This is a genomic window from Micromonospora sp. NBC_01699, from assembly GCF_036250065.1.
Taxonomy (GTDB): Bacteria; Actinomycetota; Actinomycetes; order Mycobacteriales; family Micromonosporaceae; genus Micromonospora_G.
Genome location: NZ_CP109199.1, coordinates 1,289,655 through 1,307,341, shown reverse-complemented (window position 1 = coordinate 1,307,341; position 17,687 = coordinate 1,289,655). Strand labels below are relative to the sequence as shown.

Below are 17,687 nucleotides of genomic sequence, written 5' to 3'. Positions count from 1 at the left end.
GGCGGGTAGCAACCGGCAGCGCCGCTCAGCGCAGGTGGGAGGCGCCGTTGAGGTCGAGCACCGCGCCGCTGGCCCAACTCGACTCCGGTCCGGCGAGCCAGGCGACCGCCGCCGCTATCTCGGCCGGCTCGGCGACCCGGCCGAACGGGCTCTGCGCCCGGATCGAATCGCCGGCGGGCCCGTCGAGCAAGCCGGCCACCATCTCGGTACGGATGAAGCCCGGCGCGACCGCCGCCACGCCGATGCCGTGCGGGGCGAGGTCGACGGCGAGGGACTGGGTCAGCGAGTGCACCCCGGCCTTGCTGGCACCGTACGCGGGTGCGTTCGGCTCGCCCCGGTAGGCGCCCCGCGAGCCGACGTTGACGATCCGACCGCCAGCCGGGCCCTCGGGACGTTCGAGCAGGTGGTGCACCACGCACCAGGTGACGTTGGCGGTGCCGTGCAGGTTGACGTCGAGGATCTCCCGCCAGTTCGCCTGCCAGTCCTCGTAGGAGGTCTCGGTGATCGGGCGTTCGACGTACCGTCCGGCGTTGTTGACCAGCAGGTCCACCCCGCCGAGCGCCTCGACCGCGGCGGCGACCACCGACTGCGCCCGGTCCGGGTCGGCGAGGTCACCGGCGACGACGGCGTGCCCGAGGCCGGGCAGCGCGGCGGCCACCGCGTCGGCCTCGGTGGTGTCCGCCCGGCAGTGCACGGCGACGGTGTAGCCGGCCTGCGCGAGCGCGGTGGCGACGGCGGCTCCGACGCCGCGCGATCCGCCGGTGACCAGTGCCCGTTGTCGGTTGCTCATCGGCGCACCCTAACCGGCACGATCCGCCCCGACGACGGCTGGTGGGTCGGGGGAACCGATCCGAGCGGTGTCGGCCCGGTGCAGATCTCGATCGATAGCCGGTACAGATCTCGATAAAGATCGACCTGCCGCCGGCGCTTCCTTCGCGGCATGATGGACACGGGACGCCGCTGCGCCGGCGCCTACCCCGACCCTCCGGGGGTTCGAGAGTTGTGCACCGGGGACGGGACGGTGTGTGGCAGGGACCCAGGTCAACCGGCCGGTAGCGGGATCGGGCGGCGAGCCGAACGAGCCAGTATTGCATACGATATTCAGGCTACAGTATTGTAAACACGGTGGCGGTCGGTGACGTGGAGGTGGGATGACAGTGGATGGTCCTGATGCCTCGGTGAAGGATCGGGTGCGCGCGCTGGTCGCGGCACACCGAGGGGATCGAGGGGCACTGCTGCCGATCCTGCACCGGATCCAGGCCGAGTTCGGCTGGATCGACCCGGACGTGGTGCCGGTGCTGGCAGTCGAGCTGAACCTCTCCCGTGCCGACGTACACGGCGTCGTCACCTTCTACACCGACTTTCGCTCCGAACCCGCCGGCCGTACCACGGTGAAGCTCTGCCGGGCCGAAGCCTGCCAGTCGGTCGGTGCCGAGAAGGTGGTCGCGCACGCCGAACAGGTGCTCGGCATCAAGGTCGGACAGACCACACCCGACGGCTCGGTCACCCTGGAACAGGTGTTCTGCCTGGGCAACTGCGCACTCGGCCCGGCCGCCCAGATCAACGGCCGCGTCGTCGGTCGACTCGACCCGCGACGACTCGACGCCCTCTTGGTAACGGAAACGGTGAACTCATGACGACCGTCCACGGAAACGGGGAGCGCATGACGACCGGCCAAGAAAAGACAACGCCGGTCACCGTCTATGTTCCCCGCGACTCGGCCGCCCTGTCCGTCGGCGCCGACCAGGTGGCCGCCGCCATCCAGCGCGAGGCAGCGCTCGCCGGCCGACCGGTCGAACTCGTACGCAACGGATCGCGCGGCATGCTCTGGCTCGAACCCCTGGTCGAGGTGGAAACCGACCGGGGCCGGATCGGCTACGGACCGGTCGACCCGGACGCGGTCGGCGAACTTGTCGCCGCCGGCCTGCTCGACGGCGCCGACCACGAACTCAACCAGGGGATCGTCGAGGAACTGCCCTGGCTGCGCGACCAGACCCGGCTCTGCTTCGCCCGCGTCGGGGTCACCGACCCGCTCTCGCCACGGGACTACGTCGCCCACGGCGGCCTGGCCGGGCTGCGCCGGGCGCTCGACCTCAGCCCGGCCGAGGTGGTCGCCGAGGTCACCGAGTCCGGGCTGCGCGGCCGGGGCGGCGCCGGCTTCCCCGCCGGCATCAAGTGGAAGACCGTGCTCGACACCCCCGGTGCGCTCAAGTTCATCTGCTGCAACGCCGACGAGGGCGACAGCGGCACCTTCGCCGACCGGATGCTGATGGAGTGTGACCCGTTCACCCTGATCGAGGGCATGACCATCGCCGCCCACGCGGTCGGCGCCAGCGAGGGCTACCTCTACGTCCGCTCCGAATACCCCGACGCGGTCCGTACGCTGCGCCAGGCCATCGACATCGCCCGTACGGAGGGCTGGCTGGGCGAGCGGGTGCTCGGCTCCGACCTCAGCTTCGACCTGTTCGTCCGGGTCGGCGCCGGGGCGTACATCTGCGGCGAGGAAACCGCGATGCTGGAGAGCCTGGAGGGCAAGCGCGGCATGGTCCGGGCCAAGCCGCCGATCCCGGCGATCACCGGGCTGTTCGGCAAACCGACGGTGGTGAACAACGTCCTCACGCTGGGGTCGGTGCCGGCGATCCTGGCCGACGGGGCGGCGGCGTACCGGGACCTCGGGGTGGAGCGCTCGCGCGGCACCCAGGTGTTCCAGCTCGCCGGCAACATCGCCCGGGGTGGGGTGTTCGAGACCGCCTTCGGCATCACCCTGAGCGATCTGATCCACACCTACGGCGGCGGCACCCGGTCCGGCCGCCCGCTGCGGGCGGTGCAGGTCGGCGGCCCGCTCGGGCAGTACATCCCCGCGTCCAACCTGGACCTGCCGATGGACTACGAGGCGTTCGCCGCCGCCGACGCCATGCTCGGCCACGGCGGCATAGTGGTCTTCGACGACACCGTGGACATGGCCTCGATGGCCCGGTTCGCGATGGAGTTCTGCGCCGAGGAGTCCTGCGGCAAGTGCACCCCCTGCCGGGTCGGTGCCGTACGCGGGGTGGAAGTGATCGACCGCATTGTCGCGGGTGAGGACCCGGACGGGAACCTGGCCCTGCTGGGTGATCTCTGTGAGCTGATGACCGAGGGATCACTGTGCGCCATGGGTGGGCTGACGCCGAACCCCGTACGCAGCGCGCTGCTGCATTTCCCCGACGACTTCACCGCCCGCTACCAGGAGGCCAAGCCATGAGCCTGTTGAAGGAACCCGACCTCGGGACCCCGGCGAAGGCCGGACCCGCCACGGTGTCGATCGAGGTCGACGGCCTACCGGTGACGGTGGCCGAGGGCACCTCCGTCATGCGCGCCGCCGCGCTGACCGGCATCGACATCCCGAAACTCTGCGCCACCGACAGCCTGGAGGCGTTCGGCTCCTGCCGGCTCTGCCTGGTCGAGATCGACGGCCGGCGCGGCAGCCCCGCCTCGTGCACCACCCCGGTCGCCGCCGGCATGAAGGTACGCACCCAGACGCCGAAGCTGGAGAAGCTGCGCCAGGGCGTGATGGAGCTGTACATCTCCGACCACCCGCTGGACTGCCTGACCTGCTCCGCCAACGGCGACTGCGAGTTGCAGGACATGTCCGGTGCGGTCGGGCTGCGCCAGGTCCGGTACGGCTACGAGGGCGCCAACCACCTGGACGCGCCGAAGGACACCAGCAACCCGTACTTCGACTTCGAGTCGTCCAAGTGCATCGCCTGTTCCCGCTGCGTACGGGCCTGTGGCGAGGTGCAGGGCACGTTCGCGCTGACCATCGAGGGGCGTGGTTTCGGGTCGAAGGTCAGCGCCGGTGCGGGCGAGCTGTTCATGGAGTCCGAGTGCGTGTCGTGCGGTGCCTGCGTACAGGCGTGCCCGACGGCGACACTCCAGGAGAAGTCGGTGGTGCAGCTCGGCATGCCGAGCCGGAGCGTCGTCACCACCTGCGCGTACTGCGGGGTCGGCTGTTCGTTCAAGGCCGAGCTGCGCGGCGACGAGCTGGTCCGGATGGTGCCGTACAAGGACGGTGGGGCCAACGAGGGCCACTCCTGCGTGAAGGGCCGGTTCGCCTTCGGTTACGCCACCCACCCCGACCGGCAGATGTCGCCGATGATCCGGGAGAAGATCACCGACGAGTGGCAGAAGGTCGACTGGGACACCGCGATCAACCACGTGGCCACCAGGATGCTCGACATCCAGGCCCGGCACGGGGTCGGCGCGATCGGCGGCATCACCTCCTCGCGTACCACCAACGAGGAGGTGTACGTGGTGCAGAAGATGATCCGGGCGGCGTTCGGCAACAACAACGTCGACACCTGCGCCCGGGTCTGCCACTCCCCCACCGGCTATGGGCTGAAGCAGACCTTCGGCACCTCGGCCGGCACCCAGGACTTCCGCTCGGTCGCGAAGGCCGACGTGATCCTGGTGATCGGCGCGAACCCGACCGACGGGCACCCGGTCTTCGCCTCCCGGATGAAGCGCCGGCTCCGCGAGGGCGCGAGGCTCGTGGTCATCGACCCGCGCCGGATCGACCTGGTCCGGTCGCCGCACATCGAGGCGACCCACCACCTCCAGCTCGCCCCCGGCAGCAACGTCGCCATCGTCAACGCGCTGGCCCACGTGGTGCTCACCGAGGGCCTCTACGACCGCGCGTTCGTCGACGAGCGGTGCGAGGACTTCGACGGCTGGGCCGAGTTCATCTCCCGTCTCGACAACAGCCCGGAGGCGGTCGAGGAGATCACCGGCGTTCCGGCCGAGGAGGTACGGGCGGCAGCGAGGCTGTACGCCACCGGCGGCAACGCCGCCATCTACTACGGTCTCGGTGTCACCGAGCACAGCCAGGGCTCGACCATGGTGATGGGGATGGCGAACCTGGCCATGGTCACCGGCAACATCGGCCGCGAGGGCGTCGGGGTCAACCCGCTGCGCGGGCAGAACAACGTGCAGGGTTCCTGCGACATGGGTTCGTTCCCGCACGAGTTGCCCGGTTACCGACACGTCTCCGACGACGCGGTACGCGCGGTGTTCGAGAACATGTGGGGTCGGCCGCTGATGTCGGAGCCGGGGCTGCGGATCCCGAACATGTTCGACGCTGCCGTCGACGGCAGCTTCCGGGCGCTCTTCGTGCAGGGCGAGGACATCGCCCAGTCCGACCCGAACACCAAGCACGTCTTCGCCGCGCTGGGCGCGCTGGAACTGGTGGTGGTGCAGGACCTGTTCCTGAACGAGACGGCCAAGTTCGCGCACGTGTTCCTGCCCGGCACGTCGTTCCTGGAGAAGGACGGCACGTTCACCAACGCCGAGCGCCGGATCAACCGGGTACGCCCGGTGATGGCGCCGAAGACCGGCAAGCACGAGTGGCAGATCGTCTGCGAGATCGCCGAGGCGATGGGCTACCCGATGAGCTACAGCCACCCGCGCGAGATCATGGACGAGATCGCCGCGCTCACCCCGACCTTCTCCGGCGTCTCGTTCGAGGTGCTGGACAAGCTCGGCAGTGTGCAGTGGCCGTGCAACGAGAACGCGCCCGAGGGCACGCCGACGATGCACGTCGACGGTTTCGTACGTGGCAAGGGCCGGTTCGTACCGACCCCGTTCGTGGCGACGAAGGAACGCAGCACCCGCAAGTACCCGCTGATCCTGACCACCGGCCGGATCCTGAGCCAGTACAACGTCGGCGCGCAGACCCGGCGTACGGCGAACGTGGCGTGGCACCGGGAGGACGTACTCGAACTGCACCCGCACGACGCCGAGGTACGCGGCATCAACGACGGTGACGAGGTGACCCTGGCCAGCCGGGTCGGTGCCACCTCGCTGCGGGCCGTGCTCTCCGACCGGATGCCGGTCGGCGTGGTCTACACCACCTTCCACCACCCGGTGACCGGCGCGAACGTGGTCACCACGGAGAACTCCGACTGGGCCACAAACTGCCCGGAGTACAAGGTCACCGCGGTCCAGGTGGGGTTGAAGCACTCCAGGCCGCCGGCTCGGGCGGCACAGGACGAGGTGCTCCTGCCGGCGTTGGCGGACTGACGTGTCGGGTCAGGGTGCCGCGCCGTCGGTCCGGCTGGTCAACGAGATCGCGCTGCACTTCCACCACCTGCCGGCGGAGGTGGCGGCGAAGGAGATCGCCGAGCACGTCCGGTTGTTCTGGGATCCGCGGATGCGGGCCGAGTTGGATCGCCGGGTCGAGTCCGAGCCGGACGAGCTCGACCCGCTGGCGCTCGCGGCGGCCCGGTTGTTGAGCGAGAGGTAGCCGGGGCGGTCACCCGTACGCGGGGAGGCGTATCGGGTGACCGCCCCGGCCTGCGGCGGTCCGGTTGTTACCGGGCGCCGGCGGGGACGAGTTCCGGCTCGGTGACCGGGTCGTCGCCGCCGTCCGGGCCGAGATCGCGGGCGAGTCGCTCGCCCTCGACGTCGACCACGGGCAGGATCCGGGCCAGCCAGCGGGGCAACCACCAGGCCGACCGGTCGAGCAGCGACATCACCGCCGGCACGATCGTCATCCGTACGACGAACGCGTCCACCAGCACCCCGAAGGCCAGGGCGAACCCGATCGACTGGATGAGCACCTGGTCGCCGAAGATGAACCCGCCGAAGACGCTGATCATGATGATCGCGGCGGCGGTCACCACCCTGGCCCCGTGGCGGAACCCGGTGACGATCGCCTCCTGCGCCGTACGGCCGTGCACGTAGTCCTCGCGCATCCTGGTCACCAGGAAGACCTGGTAGTCCATGGCGAGTCCGAACAGGATGCCGATCAGCAGCACCGGCACTATCGGTGCGATCGGCGAGGCTTCCTCGACGCCGAACACCGAGCCGAGCCAGCCCCACTGGAAGACGGCGACCATGGCACCGAAGGTGGCCCCGACGCTGAGCAGGAAGCCGAGCGTCGCCTTCAGCGGCACCAGGATCGAGCGGAACATCAGCAGCAGGATCAGGAACGCCAGCCCCACGACCAGCCCGAGGTAGGGCAGGAACGCGTCGTTGACCCGGCTGGAGGCGTCGATGTTGACCGCGGTCGAGCCGGTGACGGAGACTTCGGCGCCGGTGGCCGTACGCAGGTCGGACTGCCGGTCGCGGATGTCGGTGACCAGGTCGGTGGTGGCCGGGTCGTTGGGTCCGGTGGCCGGGGTGACGGTGAGCAGTGCGGTACTGCCGTCCGGGCTGATCACCGGCGGGCTGATCGAGACGACGTTGGGCAGGCTCCTGATCGTGCCGGTCGCCTCGGTGGCCGCCGCGCCGACGTCACCGCCGTCGCCGTCCACCACGACGGTGAGCGGGCCGTTGAAGCCGGGCCCGAACCCGAGACTGAGCATCTCGTACGCCTTGTGCTGGGTGGTCTCGGCGGCCGCCGTACCGTCGTCGGGGAAGCCCAGCCGCAGGTCGGCGGCGGGGATCGCGAGCACGCCCAGCCCGAGTACGGCCGCCACCAGCACCGGCACCCGGCGGCGGGTGACGAACCGGGCCCACCGCTCGCCCATCGGCGCTCTGCCCCGGTCGGACTCCGGGTCGCGGGCGCGTCGGCCACCGGTGATCCGCTTACCCGCGAAGCCGAGCAGCGCGGGCAGCAGGGTGAGCGCGACCAGTACGGCGATGGCGACGGTCGCGGCGGCGGCCAGGCCCATCGAGCGCAGCACCGGGATGCCGACCACGGAGAGCCCGGCCAGCGCGATGATCACGGTCAGGCCGGCGAAGGCGACCGCGGATCCGGCGGTGCCGACGGCCCGGCCGGCGGCTTCGAGCGGGTCCCTGCGGACGGCCAGTTCGTGCCGGAAGCGGGAGACGATGAACAGGGCGTAGTCGATGCCGACGGCGATGCCGAGCATCAGCGCGAGGATGGTGCTGTTGGCGTTGATGTCGACGAAGCCGGAGACGGCGGTGATGCCGGCGAGCCCGACCATGACTCCGACCAGCGCGGTGAGCAGCGGCAGGCCGGCGGCGACCAGCGAGCCGAAGGTGAGCGCGAGCACGACCGCGGCGATCACGATGCCGATGACCTCGGTGATTCCGGTTTCCGGCGAGGACTGGAGGGCGTCGCCGCCGATCTCCACGGTCAGCCCGGCCGCCCGGCCGACGTCGGCGGTCCGCACCAGCGCGTCGCGGTCCGCCGTTTCCAGGGCCGGTCCCTGTACGGAGTAGCGGGCCTGGGCGATGCCGTACCGCCCGTCGGGTGAGATGGCGTTGGCCTGGTACGGGTCGACCACGCCGACCACCTTCGGGGCGGCGGTCAGGGCGTTGACGACGTCGCCGACCGCTGCCCGGTTGGCCGGGTCGGTGAGTGTCTGCCCGTCCGGTGCCTCGAACACCACCCGTGCGGTGGCGCCGCTGGCGTTTGCCTGGGGGAAGCGTTCGGCGAGATGGTCGATGGCCCGCTGTGCCTCGGTGCCGGGGACGCTGAACGAGTTGGACATGGTGCCGGAGGTGGTGGCCGCTCCCACGCCAACCAGGGCGAGCAGCAGCACCCACAGTCCGGTCACCAGCCATCGGCGACGGTACGAGAACCGGCCTATCCGGTAGAGAAACGTTGCCACGAGATCCGCTCCAGGACAGATAGGGGGACGTCATCCTTGCGCCGTCGCGGCGTCAAGGCGTTGGGGCATGATCGACAAACACCAGGTGAAGACACCTGCACGGTGTTCCCGATAAGCTCTGAAGCTAGCCGATCGACAAGGCGAGCACTAGCCGATCGGCAAGTGACACACCTAACGATCGACTAGCTGGCGCCTTGCCGATCGGCAGGCTATCGTCCAGCCGATCGGCAAGGTAAGGACCTGCCGACCGGCTAGCCCTTTCCCTGCCGGTCGACAAGCTGAAAACCTGCTGGACGGCGGGATAGGCTTGACCTCAGTCCGCAGCCCGCCCAGCCGGTACGCGAAGGAGGAGATGTGACCGCGAGCCCGCTCAGCGAGACAGTCGCCACCGAGAGCACCCGCGTCCGGCTGCTCGACACCGCACTGGAGTTGTTCTGCCACCGGGGCTTCGCCGGGACCTCGCTCCAGATGATCGCCGACCAGCTCGGCATCACGAAGGCGGCCGTCTACCACCACTTCAAGACCAGGGACGAGATCCTCGCCGCGGTCATCCGGCCCGCCGTCGAGGACGTGGCGGCCGTACTCGCCGCCGCCTCGGCACAGCGCACCCCCACCGCGCGGGCGGAACGGATGCTGGTCGGCTGGGTGGACCTCGCGCTGCGGCACCGGTCCCTGATCGCCCTGCTCCAGGTCGACCCCGGGGTCAAGCCGCTGCTGAAGGACCAGGAAAACGCGTCGATCCTGCTCGAACAGCCCTGCGGCCTGCTCGCCGGTCACCTTCCCCGAGGCCAGGGCGGGATCAGCGCCCAGGTGGCCCTGTTCGGCATCGCCGCCGCGGCCTCGAAGCCGACCGCACGCGATCTGGACGACACGGAACTGCGGGAGGTCCTGCTCGACGTCGGCCGCCGGGTCCTCGGTCTGCGCCGTCCCCGGACGACCTGAACAGGGACCGAGGTAACGATCATGGATATCGACCGCAGCGCGCCGGTGATCGTCGAGTTGGCCACCATCGTCGACGCCCCGCTGGAGACGATCTGGGAGCTGCACACCGCCGTGGACGAGTGGACGGTCTGGCACCCTGAGATCACCCGCGCCCGGCTCACCGGCCCGCTGGCGGTGGGCGGCTCGTTCGAGTGGGAGACCGCCGGGCTCGCCATCACCTCCGTCGTCGGCGAACTCGAACCGCTGCGCCGGATCGCCTGGAGCGGACCGGCACACGGCATCGACGGAGTGCACGTCTGGACGTTCGAGCAGAACACCGACGGGGTCGCCGTACACACGGCCGAGTCGTGGGCCGGCGAACCCGTGCTGGCCGACCCGACCGGTCTCCAGGCCGCCCTGACCGCCTCGCTCACCGCCTGGCTGGCCGCGCTCAAGGCCACCGCCGAGTCGATCCGCTGAGGTAGGCGGGACCGATCCCGTTGTTAGGCTTCCGCACCATGACCACGCAGGAGGCGCAGCACTGGGTGCGTCCCGGACCGACCGCGTCACAGCGCCGGCACGACTGGCAACTCGGGGCGCTGCTGGTCGGCTGCGGACTGCTCAGCGTGCTGCTGCTCAACAGCGCCGGGATGTTCGCGTTCGGCCCACCACCGCCGTGGCCGGAACAGCTGGCCTGGATCGTCGGGATCACCGCACCGATGGCCTGGCGGCGACGCTGGCCCGAGGTGACCACCCTGCTGACCGCCGCACTGTTCATCGGCGCCCAGACCAGGGCGAACGTCGACAACGTGGTCTCGTCGGTCGCCCTGTTCATCGCCATCTACACGCTCGGTGCCTGGGGACGCGACCGTCGGCGGGCCGCCGTGGTCCGGATCCTGGTGATCGTCGCCATGTTCGCCTGGCTGATCATCAGCGTCGTGACGTCGATGGCGGACATCCCACCGGACGCGTTCGCGGGTGCCGCCGGCCCGCTACCGCCCCTGCTCGCGGTGCTGCTCAACTCGCTGGTGTTCAACCTGGTGTACTTCGTCTTCGCGTACCTGTTCGGGAACACCGCCTGGCTGTCGGGCCGGCGGCAGCACGAGGTGCAGGTGCAGACCGAGGCGCTGCGCCGGTCCCAGGCCGAGCTCGCCGAGCGCGCGGTGATCCAGGAACGGGTACGCATCGCCCGCGAGCTGCACGACGTCGTCGCCCACCACGTCGCCGTGATGGGCGTACAGGCCGCCGCCGCGCGGCGGGTGATGGACCAGAACCCGCCGAAGGCAAAGACCGCGCTCGCCGCCGTCGAGCAGACCGCCCGGACCGCCATCGACGAGCTGCGCCGGCTGCTCGGCGTGCTGCGACAGGCCGAGCAGCCGGCGCAGCACGTCGATGGCCCGCTCGACGGGCAGCCGACCGGACACCGGCTGGACCAGGTCGAGACGTTGCTCAGCGGGGCGCGGGAGGCCGGGTTGACGGTCGACTTCCGTACCTTCGGCGAACCGGTGCCGTTGACCGACTCGCTCTCCCTGGCGATCTACCGAATCATGCAGGAGGCCCTGACGAACACCATCAAGCACGCCCGCGCCAGCCTGGTCGACGTACGGATCCGCTACCTGCGACAGGAGATCGAGGTGGACGTGGCCGACGACGGTCGCACCCGGACGGAGAACGCCGCCCGTCGCCCGGAAGGCAGCGGACTCGGGCTGATCGGCATGCGGGAGCGGGTCGCGGCGCACGGCGGCGTGCTGGAGGTCGGTGCCCGCGACGGCGGCGGATTCCGGGTACGCGCCCGACTCCCCCTGCACGACGAGAGCCGACCGGCCGAAACCGTGGACGCCGGATGAACCCGGAGTCCGATCCCCCGCCCGCCCCGATCCGGGTGCTGCTCGTCGACGACCAGCGACTGCTTCGCGCCGGCTTCCGGGTCATCCTGGAGATCGAGGACGACATCGAGGTGGTGGACGAGGCCGCCGACGGCGCCGAAGCGGTCGAACTGGCCGCCCGGCACCGCCCCGACGTGGTGCTGATGGACGTCGAGATGCCGGTCCTCGACGGGCTGGAGGCCACCCGGCGGATCGTCGCCGCCTCGGCGACCGGCGGCGCGGCGGTGCTGATTCTGACCACCTTCGACCGGGACGACTACCTCTTCGCCGCGTTGCAGGCCGGCGCGAGCGGCTTCCTGCTCAAGAACGGCACCCCGGAGGACCTGGTCGAGGCGGTACGCGTGGTCGCCCGCGGTGACGCCCTGCTCGCCCCGCAGCTCACCAAACGGGTCATCGCCACCTTCACCGCGCCCGTACCCACCGCGGTGCCGACACCGGATCCGGCATCGGCACCGGGCACACCCGGGCAACGCTCCGGCCGGGGCGACGGGCCGCTGGCCGGGCTGACCGAACGGGAGCACGAGGTGCTGGTGCTGCTGGCCGGCGGCGCCTCGAACGCCGAGATCGCCGGCCAGTTGCTGCTCGGCGAGGCGACGGTCAAGACCCACGTGTCCCGGGTGCTGACCAAACTGCACCTGCGCGACCGTACGCAGGCGGTGGTCTTCGCGTACGAACACGGCGTGGTGACCCCACGTACGGCCGAGGGCTGACCGCCCGCTCCACCGCGAGTCGGACGGCGGACCCCGCCGGAGCACCGGGGTCCGTCGCGCGGCGGACCCCACCGGGTCCGTCGGGCGCCGGACGTCAACGCCGGTGAATCCCTCTACGCTCGAACGCGGATCGCCCGAGCCGACCGGCCGGGAATCACGTCCAAGCAGAGGGAGACCGCATGCTCCGCGTCGCGTCCGTGAGCCGGACGTTCGGTGACCGCCGGGTGCTGCACGACATCTCGTTCGAGATCGGCGCCGGCCGGATGACCGGCTTCGTCGGCGCCAACGGTGCCGGCAAGACCACCTCGATGCGCATCATCCTCGGGGTGCTCGCCGCCGACTCGGGCGACGTCAGCTGGGACGGGGACCCGCTCACCCACACGCTGCGGCGCAGCTTCGGTTACATGCCCGAGGAACGCGGCCTGTACCCGAAGATGAAGGTCCGCGAACAGCTCGTCTACCTGGGGCGGCTGCACGGGATGACCGCCCCGGCGGCCCGGCGCAGCAGCGACGACCTGCTCGAACAGATCGGGCTGGGCGAACGGGCCGACGACGCGCTGGACACGCTGTCGCTGGGCAACCAGCAGCGGGCGCAGATCGCCGCCGCGCTCGTACACGATCCGATCGCGCTGGTGCTCGACGAGCCGTTCTCCGGGCTCGACCCGATGGCCGTCGACGTCATCGTCCGGGTGCTGCGGGAACGCGCCGCGCGCGGCGTACCGGTGCTGTTCTCCAGCCACCAGCTCGATGTGGTGGAACGGCTCTGCGACGACCTGGTGATCATCGCCGACGGTACGATCCGCGCCGCCGGCAGTCGCGCCGACCTGCGCCGCAAGCACGCCTCGCCGCGCTACGAGCTGGTTGTCGACACCGACGCCGGCTGGGTACGCGACCTGCCCGGCGTCACCGTGGTCGACCTCGACGGGGCGCGGGCGGTCATCGACATCCACTCGCCCAGCGACGACCAGGAGGTGCTGCGGCGGGTCCTGGAACGGGAACCCGTACGCGCCTTCCGCCCGATCGTTCCGTCGCTCGCCGAAATCTTCCGGGAGATCGCACGATGACGCTCACCAGCCAGACCCAGCCGACCGGCACCGGCACCGCTGCCGCCGCCCCGACCCGGCACACGAACTCGTTCTGGCAGTCGGTCGGCCTGGTCGCCGGACGCGAGATCGGGACCAAGCTGCGGGACAAGGCGTTCCTGTTCAGCACCGTGTTCTTCCTGCTGCTCACGGTCGCCTCGACCGTGCTGCCGGCGATGCTGTCCGGCGGACCGTCCAGCGTCGCCGTGGTCGGATCCGAGGCCGCCGAGGTGCTCGACCGGGCCGGGCTGGAGGTGCGGACCGTCGCCGACGAGCAGGCGGCCCGCGACCTGGTCCTGTCCGAGGACGTCGACTCGGCCGTGGTCGTCGGCCCGAACGGGGTCCGGGTGCTGGCACTGGACGAGGCGCCGAGCGACGTGGTGGGCGCACTCAGCACCGCTCCCCCGGTCGAGCTGCTCGCCCCGAACGCGGTGGACCCGGTGGTCAGGCTGCTGGTGCCGCTGGTGTTCGGCATGGTCTTCTTCTTCACCTCGATCACCTTCGGCATCCAGATCGCGCAGAGCGTCACCGAGGAGAAGCAGACCCGGATCGTGGAGATCCTGGTCGCCACCGTGCCCGTACGCGCCCTGCTGGCCGGCAAGGTGATCGCCGCCAGCGCACTGGCGATCGGGCAGATCGTGCTGATCGCGATAGCCGCCGTGGTCGGCATGACGGTCACCGACAGCGGCGCGATCATGGATCAGCTCGCCCCGGCGATCGGCTGGTTCATCCCGTTCTTCCTGGTGGGATTCGTGCTGCTGGCGGCGATCTGGGCGGTGACCGGCGCGCTGGTCAGCCGGCAGGAGGACATCGGCTCGGTGTCGATGCCGGTGCAGCTGCTGGTGCTGGTGCCGTTCTTCGCGGTGATCTTCGGCAGCGACAACAACAGCCTGATGACCGTGCTGTCGTACGTGCCGTTCTCCGCCCCGACCGCCATGCCGGTACGGCTGTTCCTCGGCGAGGCCGCCGGCTGGGAGCCGGTACTGGCGCTGCTGCTCCTGCTCGGCGCCGCGGTGGCCGTACTGCTGTTCGCCGCCCGCCTGTACGAGGGGTCGCTGCTGCGTACGAACGGACGGACCACGCTGGCCGCCGCCTGGCGGAACCGGGGCAACTGACGCCACCGGCAGCAACGGGGGGTGGGCGGGGGGTCGATCGTCGGCCCCCCGCCCACGTTGTTGCCACGGCTACGGGCGTCAGCCCCGGCTGATGTGGTGGTGCCCGACCAGGAAGGCGGCCGCACCCGGGGTGTAGGCGGCGGCGAACTGCTCGGCGAAGGACGGTGGCGCGTCCTCGGTGCTCAGGCTCTGTTCGTCCGCGTACTTCGCGGCCGCCGCCACGATCGACGCCAGTAGCGCCCGCTGCCGGGGCGGCAGGTCGAGCCCGTCCAGCGCCGCCGCGAGGCCGTCGATGTCGGTCTGGTTGATCGGCGTTGCGGTCACTGTGGAGCCTCCAAGGGGCGTTACCCGGTGAGCACGACCTGATGCAGTACGGTGCCGCCTCGGACACGCTCAGTCAAGCGGAAAACCGGTGGCGGCCGCGCCGCCGGCCAGCTTGTCCAGCTTCGTACGGACCGGGTCGGCCTCGGGGTGCCCGAGCCCGTCGAGTACGTCCAGCGCGGCCCGCCAGGCGGCACCGGCCGAGTCGAGGTCACCGGCGGCGTGGTGGGCGTCGCCGAGGGCGGCCAGCCCGTGGGCCCGGTTGTAGCTGTAGTGGAAGTCCCGGTACAGCTCGATCGCCGACCGGTAGCAGGAGATCGCCTCGGCGTGCTCACCGAGCCGCATGTACGCGTGCCCGAGGCTGTCCCAGGTCTCGGCCTGACCGAGCCGGTCGTCCAGCTCACCCTGGATCCGCAGCGCCTGTCGGCAGTAGCCGAGCGCATCGGTGTGCCGGCCCAGCATGGTGTGGAACCAGCCGACCGCGTTCAGGGCCTTGGCCTGCCCGGCCCGGTGGTCGGCGGCCCGGAACGCGTCGAGGCCCCGCTCGGCGTGCGCCAGCGCCTCCTCGTGGCGGTCCTGCCGGTCGAGCATCCAGGAGTAGTGGTGGTGGGTGTTGCCCTCACCGATCCGGTCACCGGCGACCCGGTACAGCTCCAGCGCCGCGTCGAACCGGGTCCGGGCGGCCTCGTGGCGACCGAGCCAGACGTGGGCGCAGCCGAGGAAGCAGTGCGCGAACGCCTGCCGGCCCGGATCGTCGAGCCGGCGCGCGGCGGCCAACGCGGCCGAGAGCGCGTCGATCGAGTCCTGCCAGTGCCCCTGGTACGCGAGGAAGCGCCGCAGCATCCAGGCCAGCTGCCAGACCTCCACGTCGAACCCGGTGACCTGCCGGATCGCCGCGAGCAGTACCGGACGTTCGGCATCGAACCAGGCCAGCGCCGCCCCGTGGTCGGCCAGCCGGTCCACGGTGACCCCGGTCGGTGGCACGGACAGCACCGGGGGGTCGAGCCGGTGCGGGTTGAGCAGCAGGTCCGCCACGTCGGCACCGTGCAGGTAGTGGGCCAGCACCCGGCGCAGCACGGCTCGCCGTTCGTCGTCCGGCTCGACCAGGTGTGCCTGCTCGCTGGCGTACGCGCGAAGCAGGTCGTGGCAGACGTACCGGCCGGGGGTGTGCCGGGCGAGCAGGTGTGCGCGGGCCAGCTCGTCCAGCAGCGGACGGGCCCGTACGACCGGCAGCCCGGCCAGGCTCGCCGCGGCGGCCGTGCCGATGTCGGGTCCCGGATGCAGCCCCAGCAGCCGGAACATCCGTGCCGCGGCGGGGCTCAGTTGCAGGTACGACCAGGAGAAGACGGCCCGCGCGTCGGTGGCCGGGTCGGCCCCGGCGAACTCGTCCAGCCCGCCCCGGGCCCGGCCCAGCTCGTCGGCGAGTACGGCGAGCCCGAAATCCGGATGGGTGGCGGCTCGGGCGGCCAGTACGGCCAGGGCCAGCGGCAGCCGGGCGCAGCGGGCCACGATCTCGGCGACCGCTGCGGGTTCGGCCGCCACCCGCTCGGGGCCGAGCCGGCGGGCCAGCAGTTCGCGGGCGTCGGTGTCGTCGAGCAGGCCCAGCGTCAGCGGCCGGGCGCCCTCGGCGACCAGGCCGGTGAGTTCGTTGCGGCTGGTCACCACGACCAGGCAACCGGGTGCGCCGGGCAGCAGCGGGCGGATCTGCTCGGCGTCGCGGGCGTTGTCCAGCAGCAGCAGGACCCGGCGTCCGGTCAGCAGGCTGCGGTACCGGCCGACCTGTGCTTCGAGGCCGGTCGGGGTTCGGTCGGTCGGCATGCCGAGGGCGTCGAGGAAGCCGCGTACCGCCTCGGCGGGCGCGACCGGCGTACCGGTGGGGTCGAACCCGCGCAGGTTCAGGTAGAGCTGCCCGTCGGGGAACCGGTCCCGGACCAGGTGTGCCCAGTGCACCGCGAGCGTGGTCTTGCCGACGCCCGCGGTGCCCGACACCGCGACGATCGGCAGTGCGGTGGGCTGGTCACCGGCGGCGGCCAACACGGCATCCAGTTGACGCAGCTCGCGGTCGCGCCCGGCGAAGCCGTACCCGTCGGGGGGTAGCTGCGCCGGTGGGGTCACCGTCCGCGCGGCCGTGACCACCCGTTCCGGTACGGCGGCAGCCGGCGCCTCGCCGCGCAGGATGGCCCGGTGCAGCGCACGCAGTTCCGGGCCGGGGTCGGTGCCGAGTTCGTCGGCGAGCCGCTGCCGGGTGGCGGTGTAGCGGTCGACGGCTTCGGCGTTCCGCCCGGCCAGGTGCAGGGCCCGCATGAGCAGCACCTCGATCGGTTCCACCAGGGGGTACTCGGCGGCGAGCGCCGACCCGGTGGTGATCACGATGCCGGGGTGGCCGAGCCGGAGTTCGATCCGGCCCCACTGCACGAGGGCATCCAGCCGGCGCTGGTGCCAGGTGGCGCGTACCTGTTCGGCCCAGACGCCGGGGACACCGGCGAGCGGTGTCCCGCGCCAGAGGGCGAGCGCGTCGGCGAGCGCGGTGGCCCGCTCGGCGTCGGGTCGGAGCGGGTCGTGACCCTGCTGTACGAGACGACCGAAGCGGTGCAGGTCCACCCGGTCCGGTTCGACGGTCAACACGTACCCGGCGTGCCGCCGCTCGATCCGCGCCCCCGCCGCCGCTGTCGCCCCTGCCGTCCCCGGCTGCGCCGTGCCCGGCGGCGCCGGCTGGGCCGCGGTGAGCAGGCGGCGGATCCGGCTCAGGTGCGAGTAGAGCACGTTACGGGCGGCCACCGGCGGGGCGTCGCCCCAGACCCGGTCGACCAGCGTCCCGATGTCGACCGGCCGGGGCGACTCCACCGCCAGTACGGCCAGCACCGCCTGCTGCCTCGGGGTGCCCGGGTCGAGCAGTTCGCCGCCGGCCCGTACCTGCACCTCACCGAGCAGCCGGAACTCCATACCCGCTCCCGGTGATCAACGTTGCCAGTGGTCGTCCCCGCTGTCGATGCTGCGCGGTCCGCAAGATTGTCGCAAGGTTCGCGACCAGGGTCCGACACCACTGTGGATACACCGGCCCGGTTGAGCCGGTGCCGACCACCCCGACCGAGGAGAA

Annotated in this window: 14 protein-coding genes; 10 read left to right on the top strand and 4 right to left on the bottom strand. The window is 71.3% G+C overall.

From position 1 onward, the window contains the following. Positions 1–25: 25 nt before the first annotated feature. On the bottom strand, positions 26–790 hold the full coding sequence (locus OG792_RS05900) for an SDR family NAD(P)-dependent oxidoreductase (protein ID WP_329108086.1): 765 nt from the start codon (positions 788–790) through the stop codon (positions 26–28). Positions 791–1,151: 361 nt separating this feature from the next. On the opposite strand from OG792_RS05900, the gene OG792_RS05895 reads away from it, so the two are divergent. From OG792_RS05895 to OG792_RS05880, 4 genes are read left to right on the top strand one after another with little or no spacing between them, the layout of a single operon-like run. After that, positions 1,152–1,637, top strand: a complete 486-nt coding sequence (locus OG792_RS05895) for a formate dehydrogenase subunit gamma (protein ID WP_329108084.1) — start codon at positions 1,152–1,154, stop codon at positions 1,635–1,637. Positions 1,638–1,663: 26 nt separating this feature from the next. Beyond that, a complete protein-coding gene (locus OG792_RS05890; protein WP_329108082.1) occupies positions 1,664–3,241 on the top strand; it encodes a formate dehydrogenase beta subunit in 1,578 nt (525 codons plus the stop codon). Next, positions 3,238–6,054, top strand: a complete 2,817-nt coding sequence (fdhF, locus tag OG792_RS05885; RefSeq protein WP_329108080.1) for a formate dehydrogenase subunit alpha — start codon at positions 3,238–3,240, stop codon at positions 6,052–6,054. Before OG792_RS05890 ends, fdhF begins: the two co-directional genes overlap by 4 nt. 1 nt (position 6,055) lies before the next feature. After that, positions 6,056–6,277, top strand: coding sequence for a formate dehydrogenase subunit delta (locus OG792_RS05880; protein WP_329108078.1), 222 nt, complete (start codon positions 6,056–6,058; stop codon positions 6,275–6,277). Between the two features lie 67 nt (positions 6,278–6,344). Here the strand turns inward: OG792_RS05880 and OG792_RS05875 are convergent, their stop codons facing one another. Beyond that, positions 6,345–8,555, bottom strand: a complete 2,211-nt coding sequence (locus tag OG792_RS05875; RefSeq protein ID WP_329108076.1) for an MMPL family transporter — start codon at positions 8,553–8,555, stop codon at positions 6,345–6,347. Positions 8,556–8,909: 354 nt separating this feature from the next. Here OG792_RS05875 and OG792_RS05870 point away from each other — a divergent pair, with 354 nt between their 5' ends. From OG792_RS05870 to OG792_RS05845, 6 genes are all read left to right on the top strand, one after another. Beyond that, a complete protein-coding gene (locus OG792_RS05870) occupies positions 8,910–9,497 on the top strand; it encodes a TetR/AcrR family transcriptional regulator (RefSeq protein ID WP_329108074.1) in 588 nt (195 codons plus the stop codon). 21 nt (positions 9,498–9,518) lie between these two features. Next, positions 9,519–9,956, top strand: coding sequence for an SRPBCC family protein (locus tag OG792_RS05865; RefSeq protein WP_329108072.1), 438 nt, complete (start codon positions 9,519–9,521; stop codon positions 9,954–9,956). Between the two features lie 38 nt (positions 9,957–9,994). Continuing rightward, complete coding sequence (locus OG792_RS05860) at positions 9,995–11,323, top strand: sensor histidine kinase (RefSeq protein WP_329108071.1); 1,329 nt, start codon at positions 9,995–9,997, stop codon at positions 11,321–11,323. Next, on the top strand, positions 11,320–12,072 hold the full coding sequence (locus OG792_RS05855; RefSeq protein WP_329108069.1) for a response regulator transcription factor: 753 nt from the start codon (positions 11,320–11,322) through the stop codon (positions 12,070–12,072). The genes OG792_RS05860 and OG792_RS05855 overlap by 4 nt, the downstream gene beginning before the upstream one ends. 179 nt (positions 12,073–12,251) lie before the next feature. Next, complete coding sequence (locus OG792_RS05850; RefSeq protein WP_329108067.1) at positions 12,252–13,136, top strand: ABC transporter ATP-binding protein; 885 nt, start codon at positions 12,252–12,254, stop codon at positions 13,134–13,136. Next, positions 13,133–14,269 (top strand): ABC transporter permease, encoded by a 1,137-nt coding sequence (locus OG792_RS05845; protein ID WP_329108065.1) that lies wholly within the window; start codon positions 13,133–13,135, stop codon positions 14,267–14,269. The genes OG792_RS05850 and OG792_RS05845 overlap by 4 nt, the downstream gene beginning before the upstream one ends. A 78-nt stretch (positions 14,270–14,347) precedes the next feature. On the opposite strand, the gene OG792_RS05840 is transcribed toward OG792_RS05845, so the two are convergent. Both OG792_RS05840 and OG792_RS05835 read right to left on the bottom strand, forming a co-directional pair. Beyond that, positions 14,348–14,593, bottom strand: coding sequence for a hypothetical protein (locus OG792_RS05840; protein WP_329108063.1), 246 nt, complete (start codon positions 14,591–14,593; stop codon positions 14,348–14,350). 69 nt (positions 14,594–14,662) lie between these two features. After that, positions 14,663–17,533 (bottom strand): AfsR/SARP family transcriptional regulator, encoded by a 2,871-nt coding sequence (locus OG792_RS05835; protein ID WP_329108061.1) that lies wholly within the window; start codon positions 17,531–17,533, stop codon positions 14,663–14,665. Positions 17,534–17,687: the final 154 nt, after the last annotated feature.

Coding starts and splice junctions, on each gene's coding strand:
- OG792_RS05900 (WP_329108086.1), bottom strand. CDS start 790: ATGAGCAACCGACAACGGGCACTGGTCACCGGCGGATCGCGCGGCGTC.
- OG792_RS05895 (WP_329108084.1), top strand. CDS start 1,152: ATGACAGTGGATGGTCCTGATGCCTCGGTGAAGGATCGGGTGCGCGCG.
- OG792_RS05890 (WP_329108082.1), top strand. CDS start 1,664: ATGACGACCGGCCAAGAAAAGACAACGCCGGTCACCGTCTATGTTCCC.
- fdhF (WP_329108080.1), top strand. CDS start 3,238: ATGAGCCTGTTGAAGGAACCCGACCTCGGGACCCCGGCGAAGGCCGGA.
- OG792_RS05865 (WP_329108072.1), top strand. CDS start 9,519: ATGGATATCGACCGCAGCGCGCCGGTGATCGTCGAGTTGGCCACCATC.
- OG792_RS05860 (WP_329108071.1), top strand. CDS start 9,995: ATGACCACGCAGGAGGCGCAGCACTGGGTGCGTCCCGGACCGACCGCG.
- OG792_RS05855 (WP_329108069.1), top strand. CDS start 11,320: ATGAACCCGGAGTCCGATCCCCCGCCCGCCCCGATCCGGGTGCTGCTC.
- OG792_RS05850 (WP_329108067.1), top strand. CDS start 12,252: ATGCTCCGCGTCGCGTCCGTGAGCCGGACGTTCGGTGACCGCCGGGTG.
- OG792_RS05845 (WP_329108065.1), top strand. CDS start 13,133: ATGACGCTCACCAGCCAGACCCAGCCGACCGGCACCGGCACCGCTGCC.
- OG792_RS05835 (WP_329108061.1), bottom strand. CDS start 17,533: ATGGAGTTCCGGCTGCTCGGTGAGGTGCAGGTACGGGCCGGCGGCGAA.